Annotated in this window: 12 protein-coding genes; 7 read left to right on the plus strand and 5 right to left on the minus strand. The window is 63.0% G+C overall.

All coding sequences use genetic code 11. The features are described from left to right. Positions 1–98 precede the first annotated feature (98 nt). The 3 genes from BLW50_RS11760 to BLW50_RS11770 all read left to right on the plus strand — a co-directional run bounded on the left by BLW50_RS11760 (position 99) and on the right by BLW50_RS11770 (position 3927). The gene (locus tag BLW50_RS11760) at positions 99–1955 is read left to right on the plus strand and encodes an extracellular solute-binding protein (protein WP_090702172.1); all 1857 of its coding nucleotides are present in this window, start codon (positions 99–101) and stop codon (positions 1953–1955) included. After that, a complete protein-coding gene (locus BLW50_RS11765; protein ID WP_139267578.1) occupies positions 1952–3085 on the plus strand; it encodes an AMP-binding protein in 1134 nt (377 codons plus the stop codon). Before BLW50_RS11760 ends, BLW50_RS11765 begins: the two co-directional genes overlap by 4 nt. A 167-nt stretch (positions 3086–3252) precedes the next feature. Then, positions 3253–3927 carry a DsbA family oxidoreductase gene (locus tag BLW50_RS11770; RefSeq protein WP_090709015.1) on the plus strand — a complete coding sequence of 225 codons (675 nt, stop codon included), beginning with the start codon at positions 3253–3255 and terminating at the stop codon, positions 3925–3927. Positions 3928–3960: 33 nt separating this feature from the next. Here BLW50_RS11770 and mfd read toward each other — a convergent pair whose 3' ends face one another. Continuing rightward, positions 3961–7503 carry a transcription-repair coupling factor gene (mfd, locus tag BLW50_RS11775; protein WP_090702179.1) on the minus strand — a complete coding sequence of 1181 codons (3543 nt, stop codon included), beginning with the start codon at positions 7501–7503 and terminating at the stop codon, positions 3961–3963. 33 nt (positions 7504–7536) lie between these two features. After that, the gene (locus tag BLW50_RS11780; protein WP_090709017.1) at positions 7537–7833 is read right to left on the minus strand and encodes a succinate dehydrogenase assembly factor 2; all 297 of its coding nucleotides are present in this window, start codon (positions 7831–7833) and stop codon (positions 7537–7539) included. 208 nt (positions 7834–8041) lie between these two features. On the opposite strand from BLW50_RS11780, the gene recG reads away from it, so the two are divergent. Both recG and BLW50_RS11790 read left to right on the plus strand, forming a co-directional pair. Then, the gene (gene recG / locus BLW50_RS11785) at positions 8042–10144 is read left to right on the plus strand and encodes an ATP-dependent DNA helicase RecG (RefSeq protein WP_090702181.1); all 2103 of its coding nucleotides are present in this window, start codon (positions 8042–8044) and stop codon (positions 10142–10144) included. 87 nt (positions 10145–10231) lie between these two features. After that, positions 10232–10912, plus strand: a complete 681-nt coding sequence (locus tag BLW50_RS11790) for an isochorismatase family protein (RefSeq protein ID WP_090702183.1) — start codon at positions 10232–10234, stop codon at positions 10910–10912. A gap of 35 nt (positions 10913–10947) precedes the next feature. Here the strand turns inward: BLW50_RS11790 and BLW50_RS11795 are convergent, their stop codons facing one another. Beyond that, positions 10948–11628 (minus strand): DUF502 domain-containing protein, encoded by a 681-nt coding sequence (locus BLW50_RS11795; RefSeq protein ID WP_090709019.1) that lies wholly within the window; start codon positions 11626–11628, stop codon positions 10948–10950. Between the two features lie 318 nt (positions 11629–11946). Here BLW50_RS11795 and BLW50_RS11800 point away from each other — a divergent pair, with 318 nt between their 5' ends. Both BLW50_RS11800 and BLW50_RS11805 read left to right on the plus strand, forming a co-directional pair. After that, on the plus strand, positions 11947–13761 hold the full coding sequence (locus BLW50_RS11800; protein WP_090702187.1) for an ABC transporter ATP-binding protein/permease: 1815 nt from the start codon (positions 11947–11949) through the stop codon (positions 13759–13761). 27 nt (positions 13762–13788) lie between these two features. Next, positions 13789–14364 carry a hypothetical protein gene (locus BLW50_RS11805; RefSeq protein WP_210186071.1) on the plus strand — a complete coding sequence of 192 codons (576 nt, stop codon included), beginning with the start codon at positions 13789–13791 and terminating at the stop codon, positions 14362–14364. A 47-nt stretch (positions 14365–14411) separates the two neighbouring features. On the opposite strand, the gene glmS is transcribed toward BLW50_RS11805, so the two are convergent. Continuing rightward, the gene (gene glmS / locus BLW50_RS11810; RefSeq protein ID WP_090702190.1) at positions 14412–16238 is read right to left on the minus strand and encodes a glutamine--fructose-6-phosphate transaminase (isomerizing); all 1827 of its coding nucleotides are present in this window, start codon (positions 16236–16238) and stop codon (positions 14412–14414) included. A 126-nt stretch (positions 16239–16364) separates the two neighbouring features. Continuing rightward, on the minus strand, positions 16365–17732 hold the full coding sequence (gene glmU / locus BLW50_RS11815; protein WP_090702193.1) for a bifunctional UDP-N-acetylglucosamine diphosphorylase/glucosamine-1-phosphate N-acetyltransferase GlmU: 1368 nt from the start codon (positions 17730–17732) through the stop codon (positions 16365–16367). Between the last annotated feature and the right edge of the window lie 23 nt (positions 17733–17755).

Here is a 17755-nt window from a genome sequence, read left to right on the forward strand (position 1 = left end):
CGAAATCCCAGGAAACAGGGGATGGCCAAGAAAGACCACGATGCCCCAGAAGGATGGCCCCCAATGACTGCGAACGCCTGATTCAATAGATTGTTCCCATGAAACGGCAAACGATTCGGCCAACCGGCCCGCAATTGCGACGCAGGGACGTTCTCGCCCTCGCGGCGGCGGCCGGATTTGCGCCCGTTTTCGCCGGACGCCCGGCTCTGGCCAGCACCGGCCCGCAACACGGCATCGCCATGCACGGCGCCCCCGCCCTGCCGCCCGATTTCGCCGCCCTGCCCTATGCCAATCCGGCCGCGCCGAAAGGCGGCCGCCTAGCCATGGGCTTCCAGGGCACATTTGACAGTCTCAATCCGTTCAATCTGAAGGCCGGCTCCACGGCGCAAGGTCTCAACACCAATGTGTTCCAGACCTTGATGACGCGCTCGACCGACGAGCCCTTCACGCTCTATGGCCTGATCGCGGAAACTATCGAGACCGACACGGACCGCTCGTTCGCCACTTTCCGGATCAATCCGCTGGCGCGCTTTTCCGACGGACAGCCGATCACCTCCGCCGACCTCGCCTTTTCCTTCGATCTGTTGAAGCGCAAGGGCCGGCCGCAACATCGAGGCGCCTTTTCACTGGTCAAATCGGTCGACGTGCCGGACGAACGGACGATCCGTTATGATCTGACCGGCATTGGCGACCGCGAATTGCCTCTGACTCTGGCGCTGATGCCGGTGCTGGCGAAGCATCGCACTGACTCCGATCGGTTCGACGACGCCAATCTCGACATTCCCACCGGCTCTGGCCCCTATCGCATCGATCAGTTGCGCCCCGGCGAATTGCTGCTGTTGAAGCGCAATCCCGACTATTGGGCGAAAGACCTGCCGATCCATCGCGGCCTGTTCAATTTCGACGAAATCCGTGTCGAGTATTTCCGCGACGGCACGACGTTCTATGAAGCGGCGAAAGCGGGCATTCTCGATTATCGCGAGGAAACCAATCCGACGCGTTGGATCAGCGGCTACGACTTTCCCGCGATCAACAGCGGCCAGATCAAGAAGGCCGCCCTGCCGCTTGGTGGCGCCAAAGGCATGATCGGCTTTGCCTTCAACACGCGGCGCGAACTTTTCGGTGACGTGCGCGTGCGCGAAGCGCTCGGCTATATGTTCGACTTCGAGTGGATCAATGCCAATCTCTTTGGCGATCTGTATCGCCGCACCAAGAGCTTTTTCGACGAAAGCGAATTGAGCTGCAGCGGTATTGCCGCGAGCCCCGAGGAGCGAGCTCTGCTGGCGCAGTGGCCCGGCTGCGTGCGCGACGATATTCTCCAAGGACGTTGGACACCGCCGCGCAGCGACGGCTCGGGCCGCGACCGCGCCAATGCCCGTAAGGCACTCGATCTGTTCGCGCAGGCCGGCTGGCGCATTCAGGATGGCGCGCTGAAACGCGCCGGGCGTCCCTTCATTTTCGAAATCATGGTCACGGATCGCAACCAGGAGCGGTTGTCGCTGAATTTCGCGCAGTCGTTGCAGCGCATCGGCGTCGACACGCACGTGCGCTACGTTGATGAAGTGCAATACCAGCGGCGGCGGCAGAAGTTTGATTTCGACATGATGATCGGCACCTGGACGGCGTCGAACTCGCCAGGCAATGAACAGCGCAACCGCTGGTCGTCGGCGAGCGCCAAAATGGAATCGTCCTTCAATCTCGCCGGCGCCTCGCAACCGGCACTCGACGAACTGATCAACAAAATTCTGTCCGCCAAGAGCAAGACGGATTTCGTTACCGCCGTGCGCGCCTTCGACCGCGTGCTCTTGTCAGGCTTCTACATCATTCCGCTCTACCATTCGCCCAATCAGTGGATCGTGCATGCGCGCGACATCATCTATCCCGAGCACCTGCCGAAATTCGCTTCGCCGCTCTTTGGCGCAACCCTCGACAGCTGGTGGAGGCCCGGCGCATGATTTCAACTCCCGGCGCCGCCTCACACCCGGTCGCTGATGCGCTGGTCGGCTTCGACTTCACCAAACTGGTGGCCAGCGCGGCGAAGCTGCGGCCGGATCGGCCAGCGCTCTGCGACAGCGCCTTGCCGAGCGGCCTGGGACTGACTTTCGCCCAGTTGGAACGCGCAGTGCTGCATAGCGCCGCCTTATGGCGCGACCTCGGTGTACCGCAGGATGCACGCGTGCTGATCGTCGCTGGCGCGCGGGTCGCGCCTGTGGTCGCCATGCTCGGCGCCTTGCACGTCGGGCTCGATGTGGTGCTGGCGTCCGCGCATCTGACGGCGAGCGAGTTCGTTGACATCGCCGAGGCGACGGGCGCGGTGGCGCTTTGCGGCGAGGCGGCCAACGGCGGCATCGATATCGCCGACGCCCTTTTCTCCGCCGCTGCCCTGTCGACACAGGTCCGTTATGTGGCGATGCTGACAGACACGCCAGTCGACGGCGCCGCGACGATCGATATCAAGACGTTGCGCGATCAGCCGGTGGACAGGCCGATGCCGATGGTGGCGCGCAAAGGTGCGATCCTCACGGTCGCGCCCGACGGTCAGGTGATCAGTCATTCGCAGCATGCGCTGATGGCGGCCACGGTGGACTTTATTGCTGAAGCCCGCATCGGCATGCGCCAGCCTGTCATCTCCACCCTTTCGGTGGCGTCCTTCGCCGGCCTCGTGGCGGGGCCGTTGGCCGGCTTCATGTCCGGCGCGCAGGCCTTTTTGCACGGTCCGTTCGAGAGCAAAGGTTTTCGCGAACTCCTGTCTTTTGGGCGACAGGCCAATGTGGTCATTCCCGCCGCCGTTGCGCAGGCAATCATCGATGCCGGGCTGGTCGCCGGGCCGGAGATCGGCGCTCTCATCCCATTGATGCGGTGCAACGAGAACCAGCACGCTGAAGAGGCTTGCGGACCATCCCTGCAACTTCCACGCGATTGCAGCCTCTCTATCATTGACATTTTTGCCTTTGGCGAAAGCTCCCTCGCCACAAAGCGGCGTGCCAGCGAGGCTTCAGCGCTCGTGCCACCCGCAACTGGCCGGCCGGTGCTCAAGCCGCTGTCTTTTTCCTCCCCTCAATCACGGCGCGCAGGCGCCATCTGAGATTTTGCCAAGCCGAAGTCCTTCCCATATTGTGCGGGCACGGTGCGGACCGCGCTCAAGCAAATCGCGTTTTGGTGGAAACGCAATTTGCTCTCATTTTTTGACGCGTCTTTGTGGCGTTTGACTGCGGTCAAACTGCAAAACGCTATCGCGATGAAAGGCAAATCATGACGTCAGCAAACGGAACAGGTGACGATCGCAAATCCGTCACCATCGACGTCGTCGCCGACGTCGTCTGCCCCTGGTGTTTTGTCGGTCGCAAACGGCTGGAAGAAGCCTTGGAACTGGCCGCCGATATCAACGCCGACGTGCGTTGGCGACCCTATCAGCTCGATGCGACGATTCCGAAAGGCGGCATCAGCCGCAAGGAATACATGGAGCGCAAGTTCGGCCCCGATCGCGCCACGAGCATGCATGAACGGCTTGAAGAGGTCGGCTACGAGGTTGGCATTCCCTTCGCCTTCGACAAGATCGAGCGCTCGCCCAACACGCTCGATGCGCATCGCCTGCTGCATTGGGCCCAGACCGCCGGCACCCAGGATGCCGTCGATGAGGAATTGTTTCGGCTCTATTTCGTTGAGGGCAAGGACATCGGCGATCCCGAAGTTCTCGCCGATATCGCAGCCAAGCACGGTCTCGACCGCGAGGTGGTAAAACGCCTCTTGGCCGGCAATGCCGACGAAGCGGAAGTGCAAGGCGAGATCGATGCCGCCCAGCGCATCGGTGTCACCGGCGTACCGTTCTTCATCTTCAACGGCCGGCTCGCTGTTTCCGGCGCGCAGCCCGCCGACGTGCTGCTGTCGGCCATGCGCCAGGCGGTGGAAGAGCCAGCCGTCGAATAGAGTACCAAGCGGCGGACGTTCCGCCGCTTGCTCCTACGCTGCCTTTTTGCCCTTTTCCGCGATCGCCACGAGGGTGCGCATGATGAGCCGCGTGCCCTCAAGCCGCTCGCTGGCATTGTCGAAATCGCGCATGAAGACGATGCGCATGTCGGGCCGCACTTTCGCCTCCGACCCCTGCTCCGCGACATAGCGCACCAATCCTTGCGGATTGGAGAAGGAATTGTCGCGGAAGGCGATGATAACGCCCTTCGGGCCGGCGTCGACCTTCTCGACATGAGCGCGTCGGCATAGGGTCTTGATCGAAATCAGCTTCATCAGCTGCTCGACCTCTTCCGGCAGCGGACCGAAGCGATCGATCATCTCGGCCGCGAAGGTCTCGATTTCCTCTTCGGTCTCGAGCCCGGTCAGACGGCGATAGATGCCAAGGCGCAGGGTGAGATCGGCGATGTAATGTTCCGGGATCGTGACCGGCGTGCCCATGCTGATGGTCGGCGACCAGGCTTCCTCGACCGGCGCTTCGATGCCGGCCTTGAGCGCGACGACCGCTTCTTCCAGCATCTGCTGATAGAGTTCGTAGCCGACTTCCTTGATATGACCCGACTGTTCGTCGCCAAGCAGATTGCCGGCACCGCGAATGTCGAGATCGTGGCTGGCGAGCTGGAAACCGGCGCCGAGTGTGTCGAGCGATTGCAGCACTTTCAGTCGCCGCTCCGCCTGCACGGTCATGGTGCGGCGGGCCGGCACGGTGAACAGCGCATAGGCGCGGGTTTTCGAGCGGCCGACACGGCCACGCAGCTGATAGAGCTGGCCCAGGCCGAACATGTCGGCGCGGTGGACGATGAGCGTATTGGCTGTGGGAATATCCAGCCCGGATTCAACGATCGCCGTCGAAACCAGGATGTCGTATTTGCCGTCGTAGAAAGCCGACATCCGCTCTTCCAGATCGGTCGCCGCCATCTGACCGTGGGCGATGACGAATTTAGCTTCCGGCACATGCTGGCGCAGGAAGGCGGCCGCCTCGTCCAAGTCTTCGATGCGCGGGCAGACATAGAAGGACTGACCGCCGCGATAACGTTCGCGCAGCAGCGCCTCGCGCACGATCAATTCGTCGAACGGCGTGACGAAAGTGCGCACCGCCAGACGATCGACCGGCGGCGAGGCGATGATGGAGAGTTCGCGCACGCCCGTCAGCGCCAGCTGCAGAGTACGAGGGATCGGCGTTGCCGAGAGGGTCAGCACATGCACCTCGGCACGCATCGTCTTCAACCGTTCCTTATGGTTGACGCCGAAATGCTGCTCCTCATCGACGATGACGAGGCCGAGATCGCTGAACGACACAGTCTTGCCGAGCACCGCATGGGTGCCGACGACGATTTCCACCGTGCCGTCGGCAAGCCCCTGCTTGGCCACGCGCTGATCGGCGGTAGAGACCATGCGCGACAATTGCGCCACTTTGACCGGTAGACCAGCAAAGCGCTGGCTGAAGTTGCGATAATGCTGGCGCGCCAGCAGGGTTGTCGGCACGACGACCGCCACCTGCTTGCCATTGATCGCCGCGGTGAAGGCGGCGCGCAACGCCACTTCCGTCTTGCCGAAACCGACGTCGCCGCAGACGAGGCGATCCATCGGCCGACCGCGCGCCAAATCTTCCAGCACCGCGTCGATGGTGTTCTGCTGGTCCTCGGTCTCGTCATAAGGAAAGCGGGCACAGAATTCGTCGTAAACGCCTTCCGGCGGCGCCAGCTTCGGCGCCTCTTGCAACATACGCTGGGCGGCAATGCGGATCAGTTCGTGCGCGATCTCGCGGATGCGCTTCTTCATCCGCGCCTTGCGCGTCTGCCAACCGGCGCCACCGAGCTTGTCGAGCTGAACGTCGGTGCCCTCGGAGCCGTAGCGCGACAGCAATTCGAGGTTCTCGACAGGCAGGAACAGTTTATCGCCGCCAGCGTAATGCAGTTCGAGGCAATCATGCGGGACGCCCACCGCCTCGATCACCTTGAGGCCATGGAAGCGCGCGATGCCGTGATCGACGTGGACGACGAGATCGCCCGGCGTCAGCGCCGCGACCTCGGTGAGGAAATCCTGCGCCCGCTTGGTTCTGCGGCGGTTGCGCACGAGCCGGTCGCCGAGAACATCCTGTTCGCCGACAACGGCGATGTCGCCGGCCTCGAAACCAGCCTCAAGACCAATCACGGCCAAGGCCACGCGTTCGCGCGGCAACGCCAAGGCTTGAACGAGATTGCCGACGACGTCAGTGGCCTTCAGGCCATGTTCGGCAAGAACGCCGGAGAGACGCTCGCGCGAGCCGTCCGACCAGGCCGCGACAATAACGCGACGGCCCTGCCCTTGCAGCTCGCGAATATGAGCGACCGCGACCTCGAAGACATTGATGGCTTCATTGGTGCGCTCGGGCGCGAAATTGCGGCCGGTGTGGCCAGCACAATCGATGTTATTGCCCGCGCCCCCTTCCGGACTGGCGAAAGGAGAAACATGGGCGACCGCCGACTTGCTCAGACGCGTGCGCCACTCGTCCGGCGTCATATAGAGCGCGTCGGGCCGCAGTGGCTTGTAGATCGACTCCTGCGGATTGAGATCATGCTGCGCCTTGCGCGCGTCGTAATAATCCTTGATCTCGCCGAGGCGCTCGCCAGCAGCATCCTCGATCAGCGCATCGAGCATGAGCGGCGCGTCCGGCACATAGTCGAACAATGTGCTCGTCTCGCCATAAAACAGCGGCATCCAATGTTCGATGCCGGGATGGCGGCGGCCTTCGCTCACCGCCTCATAGAGCGTGTCGCCACGGGTCGCCGCGCCGAAGGCCGCGACATAGGCCTGGCGGAAGGCGCGCATCGTGTCCGAGGTCAACTGCACCTCGCTCATCGGCACCAGATCCAGTGCCCGCAACTGGCCGGTGGTGCGCTGGCTTTCCGCATCGAAGGCGCGGATCGATTCCAGTGTGTCGCCGAAGAAGTCGAGCCGCACCGGCAGCGGTTGCCCCGGCGGCCACATGTCGAGAATGCCACCACGCACCGCATATTCGCCGGTATCGCGCACGGTGGACGAGCGCATGAAGCCGTTGATCTCCAGCCAGTTGACCAGCGAATCCATCGGCACCGCATTGCCCGGTGCAGCGGAAAAGCTCTGCGTGGCGAGCCAGCGCAGCGGTGGGACACGCTGCAGGAGCGCGTTGATCGTAGTGCAGATGATGCGTGGCTGCTCAGCCGATGAACGGGTGCGGGTCAGGCGCGACAGAACCGTCATCCGCCGCGCGGCGGTGGCGGCATTGGGCGAGACGCGATCATAGGGCTGGCAATCCCAGGCCGGAAACTCCAGCACCTCGACCTGGGGCGCGGCGAAGGCCAAAGCCTCCATGAAGGCGCGCGAGCGCTGACCGTCGCGCGCCACATGCACCAGAACGGCTGCGGTATCGCCCGCCGTCGCCGACAGAGCGCGCGCCAGATCCGCGGCGACAAAAGCATCAAAGCCGTCGGGAACACTGGTGAGGGTGACGGACTTGCCGCCAGCGAGCGCGGCAATGGCGCGGTTCAAACCCGCGATCGTAGAGGCGACAGTCATATCAGTTCCAATAAGCGGCGAGCGGACCAGCGATCACGAATGGATCGGCCGATCATGGGTGTGAAAGAGCTTGATCTTGCGGAAGACGGCGGTGTCGAGATTGGCTGGCACTGGGCGTTCGCCGACAAACCAGGCGAAAATGTCGCGATCGGGACATTCCATCAGAGCTTCGATATCGTCGAGCTCCGCCGCCTCAAGGCCGGCGATATGGGCGTCGGCGAAGCTGCCCAGCAGAATGTCGACCTCGCGCATGCCGCGATGCCAGCAGCGGTAGAGCACCCGGCGACGGCGCGGGTCGAGATCGGCGCTGCTGCGCTGGCTTTCGGGCATGATCACTCCATCACAGAAGCAGTTCGCAAAAGAAGCGGTTTGCAAAACAAGCGGTTCGGCAAACAAAGGCACCCGCCGGTCCAAAATGGACCGCGGGTCGGCAGCCGTCATATAAAGCCTCGGGACGGGGATGTCAGGCCCAATTGCTTGTGCGGCCCGAGACTGCTGCCAACTTGTCGACACCGGAGAGCGCGGCTACACCCGGAGGATGCGCCCCGCCCTTCTCAATCCCCTGTTCGCGCCCGTCCGTTCCCTGAGCGGCATCGGGCCAAAAACAGGAAAACTGTTCGATCGCCTGCTGGTTGACGACCAGGGCGAGGCACGCATCGCCGACCTCTTGTTTCATCTGCCAAACAGCACGATCGACCGGCGGGCGCGGCCGAAAATCCGCGACGCGGAGCCCGGCACCATCGTCACCCTCGAAGTGCGGGTGGCGGAACATCGGCCGCCCGGCGGGCGAAATTCGAAAGCACCCTTTCGTGTCATCGTCGAAGACGACACCGGCGATGTCGAACTCGTCTTCTTTCTCGCCAATCACCAATGGATCGAGCGGATGCTGCCGCTCGGCGAAACGCGCTGGGTGTCGGGCAAGCTCGAATTGTGGGAGGGGCATCTGCAGATGGTCCATCCCGATCGGGTGCTCGATGCGGCGGGCCTCGCCAAACTGCCGCCGGTCGAACCGGTCTATGGCCTGACCGAAGGCCTGTTCCAGCGCAATGTGCAGCGCGCCGTCGAAGGCGCCTTGAATCTGCTGCCAGCCCTGCCGGAATGGAACGATCCAGCCTGGATGAAAGCGCGCGGCTTTTCCACTTTCGACACGGCGCTGCGCAGCGTCCACTACCCACAAAATCCACAGGTGATCGAGCCGACCTCACCGGCGCGCATGCGCCTGGCTTACGACGAATTGCTCGCCAGCCAGGTGGCGCTCGGCCTGGTGCGTTCGCGCATGCGCGAGACACGCGGACGCGCCAGCGTCGGCGACGGCCGTATTGCCGAGCGCATCATCGCGGCATTGCCGTTCACGTTGACGCCGTCGCAACAGCGCAGCGTCGAGGAAATCCGCGCCGACCTGTCGTCGGACAAGGGCATGCTGCGGCTGCTGCAGGGCGATGTCGGCGCCGGCAAGACGCTGGTCGCGCTGCTCTCCATGGCGCATGTGGTCGAGGCAGGCCGGCAGGCGGCGATGATGGCGCCGACGGAAATCCTCGCCCGCCAGCATTACGAACGGCTGATGCCGCTGGCGGAGGCCGCCGGCCTGCGGCTCGGTGTTCTCACCGGCCGCGACAAAGCCTCCGAACGCAACCGCACTTTGAAGGCACTCGAAGCCGGCGAGATCGATATCGCCATCGGCACCCATGCGCTGTTCAGCGAGAATGTGGTGTTCCGCGATCTGGCTTTGGTCGTCATCGACGAACAGCACCGCTTTGGTGTGCATCAACGCCTGGCCATCGGCCGCAAGGGCGACGCTGTCGACATGCTGGTGATGACGGCGACGCCGATCCCGCGCACGCTGGTGCTGACCTATTTCGGCGACATGGACACATCGACCCTGCGGGAAAAGCCCGCCGGCCGCTCTCCCATCGACACCCGCGCCCTGCCGCTCGATCGCATCGACGACGTGGTGAATGGATTGGAGCGGGCGCTGGCGAACGGCCAGCGCGTCTACTGGATCTGCCCGCTGGTCGAGGAAAGCGAATTGCTCGACGTGGCGGCGGCGCAGGATCGCTACGAAACTCTGCACCAAATGTTCGGCGATCGCGCCGGGCTTATCCACGGCAAGATGAAGCCACGCGAAAAAGACGAAGCCATGGCGCGCTTCCAGCGTGGCGAAACCCAGGTTCTGGTCTCGACCACGGTGGTGGAAGTCGGCGTTGACGTGCCGGAAGCCAGCATCATGGTGATCGAGCATGCGGAGCGCTTCGGCCTGGCGCAATTGCATCAGCTGCGCGGCCGTGTCGGGCGCGGCAGCGCCAAATCCTCCTGCTTGCTGCTCTACAAAACGCCGCTCGGCGAAACCGCCAAGGCGCGCATAGAGATCATGCGCCAGACCGAGGATGGTTTCTTGATCGCCGAGGAAGACCTGCGACTGCGCGGTGAAGGCGAGGTGCTGGGCACACGCCAATCGGGCATGCCCGGCTTCCGTCTGGCGCAGCCGGAAGTGCATGGCGAGCTATTGCAGGCGGCACGCGACGATGCCCGCCTGATCATCACGCGGGACCCGGAGCTGGCCTCGCCACGCGGTGAAGCGCTGCGGATCCTGCTCTATCTGTTCGGACGCGACGAGGCCATCGGGCTGATGAAGGCGGGTTGACGCATTGCTGTGCCCGCCTGGCGAATGCTAAAGCCTAGGTTCTCCAAGGGCAGAGATAGTGCCGCAAAACAGTAAGGTTCACGCCAGATGCATCAGGTGTCCATCCGTCAGGAAATCATCGACCGGGTTGTCGCGCGCCGTGGCCGTCTGCGTTGGTTCGACACGCTCGATGCGAAGCGCACCGCGCTCATCGTCATCGATATGCAGGACACGTTCTGCGCGCCAGGCAGCCCGGCGGAAGTCGCGGCATCACGCGACATCGTCGCGCCGATCAATGTGGTGGCGCGAGGCCTGCGCGAGCGCGGCGGCAAAGTGATCTTCGTGCTGCATGCCAATTCGCAATTCGGCGAACGCAGCGATTGGGAATTGTTCTTCAATCACGTGGTCGGTGGCGGCGTGCGCCAGAAAACCATCGAAAGCCTGTCGCCTGGTCGTCAGCAGGTTTGGCGTGATCTCGATCGCTCCAACGACGACATCACCGTGTTCAAGAACCGCTACAGCGCACTGATCTCCAACGCCTCCAACCTGGAGCGGATCCTGCGCAATCTCGACATCGACACTGTGCTCATCGCCGGCACCAAGACCAATGTCTGCTGCGAGTCGACGGCGCGCGACGCGATGATGCTCGACTTCAAGGTGGTCATGCTGTCGGACTGCTGCGCCACCCTCTCCGACGACGAGCATCGCGCCACGCTCGAAACCATCATCCAACAGTTCGGTGATGTGATGACTGGGCCGGAAGCTCTCGCCGCGATGGATCGCCCCTAGAACAAAATTGCGTTTCCAACGAAACGCAATTTGCTCTAGCCCGGCATTACTTCCAGCGTTTTGCCTTCGACTGCCATGGCCGCCAGTTTCGCCTGGCCTTCGGGCTGGATGAGACCAGCGGACATGATCAGTTTCGCCGCCTCGTCGGGGCTCAGCGACACTTCGATCACTTCACTCACCGGCAGATAGAAATAGAAACCGGTGGTGGGGTTGGGCGTACAGGGCAGGAAGACCGAGATATAATTGACATCCGGCGGCAGTTTATCGGCGACCGAACTCGATGGCGGCGTCGAGATGAACACCACCGACCACATGCCCTTAGCCGGATATTGCACGAGACCCACTTTACGAAAGCCGGTGCCCGACTGCGAGAACACCGTTTCGAAAATCTGTTTCACGCTCTTGTAGATGCCGCGCACGACCGGCATGCGGTCGAGCATGTATTCACCCATGCGCAACAGGGTGCGGCCGGCGAGATTGGCTGTGAGGAACCCGAGCAGGGTCAGGCCGACGAAAGCCATGATGACGCCGACGCCGGGAATTTCTACCGGCATGTAAGTGTCGGGCCAGAAGTACTGCGGAACCAGCGGCTTCACCCAGCCATCGATCGTCCGAACGAACCACCAGACGATCCAGGCCGTCACCGCCAGAGGCCCCGCGATGATGAGGCCGGTGAGGAACCAGGTGCGAATCCGGGCCCCGAAGCCAGACCGCATCACCACCGGTGGCGGCAGCGGCGGCGGAAAAACGCTGGATTCTGTCGAAATAGGCGTCGGCGAGGCTTTTTCGGTCATCCGCATCACAATCTGGTTCCGGACAATCTGGATTACGCGCCGGACCGCGCGCGACCATGCCCCGGCGCCGACCAACGTTCAAGCTGCAAACATGGGCAGGCGCGCGCGCGAAACTGACAGGCTGTCCCCTGCTTTACCCCAGGTTTGCCGAACCCGCCGCCGACAGTGTATGGAACACTGCCATAGGGAGGCGGGAAACGGGACGCCAGCATGCAACGGATTTTAAAGCAGGTTTGATGGATGTCCGATCCCGCCAGCGCAGGACCATCCACCCCCGCTCCCGGATTTGACCGGGCTACAGCTCTCCGCTTCAACCGCTTCGCAGGCGGCTTTTGGCGCGGCGCCGCCGCTCGCACCGCCTGGACCTGGACGATCGCGCTCGCACTTTTTCTCGTGCTCAAGCTTGGCGTCGACGTTGCCACCAACCGATGGCACCGCTGGTTTTTCGACGCGTTGGAGCATCGCGACGGCACCTCCGCTATGCTCGCGGTGGTGGCCTTCATGGGGCTGATCGGCTGTGTCGCCGCCATCGGCGTCGGTATCGTCATCACCCGCGAGACTTTGCAGGTGCGCTGGCGTGAATGGTGCACCAAGCGCCTGCTCGACCGCTGGATGCGCCGCCAGCGCTTCTACCGCCTGTCGACCGGAACGCGGATGCCCAATCCGGAGTATCGCATCTCCGATGACGTGCGCATGGCGACAGAACCGCTGACGGATTTCGCCATCGGCCTGTTCACCGCGACGCTCGCCGCCGCCGCCTTCTTCAGCATCCTGTGGTCGGTTGGTGGGGCGCTCAACGTGACCCTATGGGGCGAGAATTATCGCATTCCCGCCTTCATGGTGATTGGCGCCCTACTCTATGGCGTCACCGTCTCAACCCTCATTCCGATCGTCGGCCGCAAGCTGGCTGGTGTCGCGGCGGCGAAGAACGAAGCCGAGGCCCGGTTCCGTTTCGAGATGATCCGGCTGCGTGAAAACGCTGAGGGCGTGATCATGGCCGGCGGCGAAACCGCAGCGCGGGCGCGGCTCGACACCACTTATAGTGGTCTGGTGCGGCAGTGGCTGCAGCTCGTGCGCCAGCACGGCAATATCACCTGGGTAATGAACGCCAACAGCGCGCTCATTCCCGTGGTGCCGCTGCTGCTGGCCGCTCCGAAATATCTCTCCGGCGAGTTGAGCCTGGGCGAAGTGATGCAGCTTGCTTCCGCCTTCGCGCAGGTGCAGGTCGCCATCGCCTGGCTGGTCGACAACTACCGCGCCATCGCCGAATGGTTCGCCTCGGCCCATCGCGTCGTCGAACTGGCCGATGCCTTCGACGATCAGGATCGCGTCACCGCCAACGGCATGCCCTTGGTGTCGCGCGGTGTCAGCGGCGACGGCGCCCTGCATCTGGCCAGCCTACGGCTGACCGATCGCAATGGCCGCGTCGTCATCGAACAAGCGGAAGCGGTTATTCCGCCCAGCTCGAGAATCATGCTTTCGGGCGAAGCTGGTTCAGGCAAGAGCGTTCTGCTGCGCGCCATTGCCGGCCTCTGGCCGTGGGGCGCCGGCGCCATTCTGCTACCTGAAAACGCGCGCGTGCAGTTCCTGCCAGCAACGCCTTTCCTGCCCGCCGGGCCGCTGCGCGAAGCCCTCACCTATCCGGCGTTGACCAACGACATCAGCCCCGAGGCCCTCGACGCGGTCCTGACCAATTGCGGCATCCTGTATCTGCGCCCGCGCCTCGATGAGAGTACGCGCTGGGATCAAGCCCTATCGGCGAGCGAGCGGCAGCGCATCGCCTTTGCCCGCACCATCCTGCAGCAGCCCGATATCATCATTCTGGACGACACATTATCGGTGTTCGACGAAGCCGGACAGATCGAGATCATCGATGCGCTGATCGACAGCTGCCCGAACACGACCATCATCAACACCGGCGGCCATGGTGGCGTCTCGAGCCGATTCGAACGACACTTATTCATCGGCAATTCAGGCGGCGGAATGATGCTACGTGAAGCAGCGGCCGAAACGCCCGTGCTGTCCATCGTAACCGACAGCGCCAGACAACGTTGAAATATACAATACCAAAGGGAGTTTTGAATGGCGGGTGAAGCAAGACTGCATATCTGGGACGCCTATTGGGACCTGCGGGTGGACGAGTGTCCGTGCGACGTCCAATTCTGCGACTGGCTGGAGAAAGAGAAGCTCACCAATGCGGCGATCTTCCACTTCGGCACCGGCGGCCACCACATCGTCGGCATCCGCACCGCTGAAAATGGCAGCAACAATGCCGTCTTGGGCATCACCGCTTCTCCGCAAGAATATGAGACCTTCGTGCAGCTCGCCATCGAGCGGCCGGATGTGGAGAAGACCTACAAGACCTTCTTTGGCGACATCTATCAGCTCGACGCGCGGCTACTGCCGCAGTTCGAGGTCGTCACCCTGTTCCATCTCTGCGAGTTCCGTACCGAGAAGAACGACGCCTATGGCGCGCTGACCGACCGCCAAGTCCTCGATATGCTGACCGACAAGACCAAGTCGGGCGGCACTATCCTGTTCTACAGTGGCTCCTTCGCCTATGACGCGGCGCTGCGGATCGTCGCCGAGTGGGAGAAAGACAGCCCGGTCGAGAAGGTCGGCATGTACGAGACCCTACTCGTCTACCGGAAGAAATAACGGCGAAACCAGCGACGCAGGATCATGCCTGCGTCGCTGAGCACGCGCTATTCGACCGTGACGCTCTTCGCCAGATTACGTGGCTGATCGACATCTTTGCCCATGAAAACCGCCGTGTGATAGGCGAGCAGCTGCACGGGCACCGCATAGACGATCGGCGCGAATTCGCTCGGCATCGCCTGCATCGGCACCACCGCTTCAAAGGCGATCGACGCTTCCTCGGCCGCGCGCTGATCGGCAATCAGCACGATGCGACCGCCGCGTGCGGCAACCTCCTGCATATTGGACACGGTCTTTTCATAGACCGGATCGTGCGGCGCGATGACAATGACCGGCATGTCCTCGTCGATGAGCGCGATCGGCCCGTGTTTCAATTCGCCGGCGGCATAGCCTTCGGCATGAATATAAGAGATTTCCTTGAGCTTCAGCGCGCCTTCGAGCGCCAGCGGGAAACTGGTGCCGCGCCCGAGATAAAGAACATCCTTGGCTTTCGACAGAGTGCCTGCGAGCTGTTCGAGATTGACCTCGCGCTTGATCGCTTCCGCCATCAGGCCCGGCACATTGATCAGATCGGCGACAAGCCGCTGCTCCATCGCGTCGGGGAGAGTGCCGCGCGCGCGGCCGAAGGCAAGCGCCAGACAGGCGAGCACCGACAACTGGCACGTGAACGCCTTGGTGGACGCGACGCCGATCTCCGGCCCCGCCAAGGTCAAAGCGGCAATATCGCTTTCGCGCGCGATCGTCGACGTGGGGACATTGACCACCGAGAGAACATGCTGGCCGTTGGCACGCGCATAGCGCAACGAGGCCAGAGTGTCGGCCGTTTCGCCTGATTGCGAGACGACGATCATCAGGCCGCCGTCCTGCATCGGCGCATCGCGATAGCGAAACTCCGAGGCGACGTCGATCTCGACGGGAATGCGGGCGAATTTCTCGAACCAATATTTCGCCGTGAGCCCGGCATAATAAGCTGTGCCGCAAGCGGTGATGGTGATGCGCGACAGTTTGGCGGGATCGAACGGCAGATCGAACGGCAGGCGCACACGGCCAGCCGACATATCGAGGTAGTGCGCCAGGGTGCGGCCGACCACTTCCGGCTGTTCGTGAATTTCCTTCGCCATGAAATGGCGATGGTTGCCCTTGTCGATCAAATAGGCCGAGGCTTGGCTCTTCTGCCGCGCACGTTGCACCGGCCGATTGTCGGCGTCGAAAAACTCGGCGCCCGAACGGGTCAGCACGGCCCAATCGCCGTCCTCAAGATAGGTAATGGTGTCGGTGAAGGGCGCCAGAGCCAATGCGTCGGAGCCCAAAAACATTTCGCCGTCGCCATAGCCGATGGCGAGCGGCGCGCCCTGACGCGCGCCAATGAGGATATCGTTCTCGCCGTTGAAGAGGAAAGCCAGCGCGAAAGCGCCATGCAGACGCGGCAGCGCCGCGGCCACCGCTTCGCGCGGCGACTTGCCCTTGTTCATCTCATCGGTGACGAGATGCGCCACCACTTCCGTATCGGTCTCGGTGGCAAAGACATGGCCGCGCGCGGCCAGCTCGTCACGCAATTCGCGGAAATTCTCGATGATGCCGTTATGGACCACGGCAACGCGTTGGGTGGCATGGGGATGCGCGTTGTTTTCGGTGGGACGACCATGGGTCGCCCAGCGGGTGTGACCAATACCGATCACGCCGCCGAGCGGCTGTTCGCCCAGGCGCGCTTCCAGATTGCGCAGCTTGCCTTCGGCACGCCGACGCTCCAGCTTGCCGTTTTCCAAAGTCGCAATACCGGCAGAATCATACCCGCGGTATTCGAGACGCTTCAGCGCCTCGACAATCTGCCCGGCGACGGGCGTTGTGCCAATGATACCCACAATACCGCACATCGAGACCGATCCTCTCAAGCCAGCGCCTGCATAAAGCAGGGAACGGGCCGCGCCGAAGTCACATTACGTGACTATTTATTGCCTGTGCTGGGTGGAATTCACGTTGGAGTTAACGCTTTTGGGGAGTTAACGCTTTTTAGGCCGCCCCACCCGGTCCGCACGAAACTTGGCTGCCCAGCCGGGCTTTGCCACCTGCCGGCCGCGCGCCACGGCCAGTGCATCGGGCTCGACCTCGTCGGTGATCACCGAGCCCGAGCCGACATAGGCGCCGTCGCCGATCTTCACCGGCGCGACGAGCGCGGAATTGGAACCAATGAAAGCGCCGGCCCCAATTTCGGTCAGCGCCTTGTCGAAGCCATCATAATTGCAGGTGATCGTGCCGGCGCCGATATTGGCCTCAGCGCCCACTTTGGCATCGCCGATATAGCTCAGATGGCTGATCTTGGCGCCCGGCCCAACATCGGCGGCTTTGATCTCAACGAAATTGCCGACCTTCGCATCCTTGCCGAGCCGGGTGCCTGGGCGCAGCCGCGCGAAAGGACCGGCATGGACGCCGCTCTCCACCTGCGCCCCTTCCAGATGGGAAAAAGCGTGGATGACGACGCCATCGGCGACCGTGACGCCCGGGCCGAACCAGACGTTCGGCTCGATCAGGACATCCTTGCCGAGGCGCGTGTCGCTCGACAGGAACACGGTCTGCGGCGCGATCAAAGTGGCGCCGGCGCGCATGGCCGCGTCGCGCAACCGCTCCTGCATGAGGGCTTCGGCGGCGGCGAGCTGGACGCGATCGTTGACGCCCATCACCTCGTCGGCGGCCGCCATCACCACGGCGCAGCGCAGGCCCTGGGCATGGGCCACTGCAACAGCATCGGTCAGGTAATATTCGTTCTGCGCGTTGTTGCTGCCGATGGCATCGAGAATCGCCAACGCCTTGCGGCCGTCGAGCGCCATGATGCCGCCGTTGGCGAGACGGATCGCCCGCTCGGCCTCGCTGGCATCCTTCTGTTCGCGAATGGCGACCAGCGCGCCGTTCTCGACGATCAGCCGGCCGTAGCCTGTCGGATCCTGCGCCTCGAAGCCCATGACGGCGACCGCTGCTCCACCAGCCAGCGCGGCGCGCATCCGGTCGATGGTCTCGGGCCGCACCAGGGGGGTATCGCCAAACATCACGACGAGATCATCAAAACCCCGTTCCAGAGCCGGACGCGCCGCCAACACCGCATGGGCGGTGCCGCGTCTCTCGGTCTGGATGAAGCTTTCGGCGGTGTCGGCGAATCGGCGGACTTCGGCGGCCACGTCGTCGCGGTCGGGGCCAATCACCACCGCCAGGACATTGCCCGTCTCGGCACGATGCACGGCCGAAACCGCGTGGCCCAGCATCGACCGGCCGGCGATCCGATGCAGGACCTTCGGCAATACCGATTTCATTCGGGTACCTTCACCCGCCGCGAGAACGACGGACAGACAGGTTCGTTGGGCGCTGGCGGTGGCCATCAGCTGCACATCTCCACACATTC

The sequence above is a fragment of the Beijerinckia sp. 28-YEA-48 genome (assembly GCF_900104955.1).
Taxonomy (GTDB): Bacteria; Pseudomonadota; Alphaproteobacteria; order Rhizobiales; family Beijerinckiaceae; genus Terripilifer.

Excerpts from the sequence above, each read along its gene's own strand:
- BLW50_RS11760 (WP_090702172.1), top strand. The coding sequence starts at position 99 with ATGAAACGGCAAACGATTCGGCCAACCGGCCCGCAATTGCGACGCAGG.
- BLW50_RS11765 (WP_139267578.1), top strand. The coding sequence starts at position 1,952 with ATGATTTCAACTCCCGGCGCCGCCTCACACCCGGTCGCTGATGCGCTG.
- BLW50_RS11770 (WP_090709015.1), top strand. The coding sequence starts at position 3,253 with ATGACGTCAGCAAACGGAACAGGTGACGATCGCAAATCCGTCACCATC.
- mfd (WP_090702179.1), bottom strand. The coding sequence starts at position 7,503 with ATGACTGTCGCCTCTACGATCGCGGGTTTGAACCGCGCCATTGCCGCG.
- BLW50_RS11780 (WP_090709017.1), bottom strand. The coding sequence starts at position 7,833 with ATGCCCGAAAGCCAGCGCAGCAGCGCCGATCTCGACCCGCGCCGTCGC.
- recG (WP_090702181.1), top strand. The coding sequence starts at position 8,042 with ATGCGCCCCGCCCTTCTCAATCCCCTGTTCGCGCCCGTCCGTTCCCTG.
- BLW50_RS11790 (WP_090702183.1), top strand. The coding sequence starts at position 10,232 with ATGCATCAGGTGTCCATCCGTCAGGAAATCATCGACCGGGTTGTCGCG.
- BLW50_RS11795 (WP_090709019.1), bottom strand. The coding sequence starts at position 11,628 with ATGCGGTCTGGCTTCGGGGCCCGGATTCGCACCTGGTTCCTCACCGGC.
- BLW50_RS11800 (WP_090702187.1), top strand. The coding sequence starts at position 11,947 with ATGTCCGATCCCGCCAGCGCAGGACCATCCACCCCCGCTCCCGGATTT.
- BLW50_RS11805 (WP_210186071.1), top strand. The coding sequence starts at position 13,789 with ATGGCGGGTGAAGCAAGACTGCATATCTGGGACGCCTATTGGGACCTG.
- glmS (WP_090702190.1), bottom strand. The coding sequence starts at position 16,238 with ATGTGCGGTATTGTGGGTATCATTGGCACAACGCCCGTCGCCGGGCAG.
- glmU (WP_090702193.1), bottom strand. The coding sequence starts at position 17,732 with ATGGCCACCGCCAGCGCCCAACGAACCTGTCTGTCCGTCGTTCTCGCG.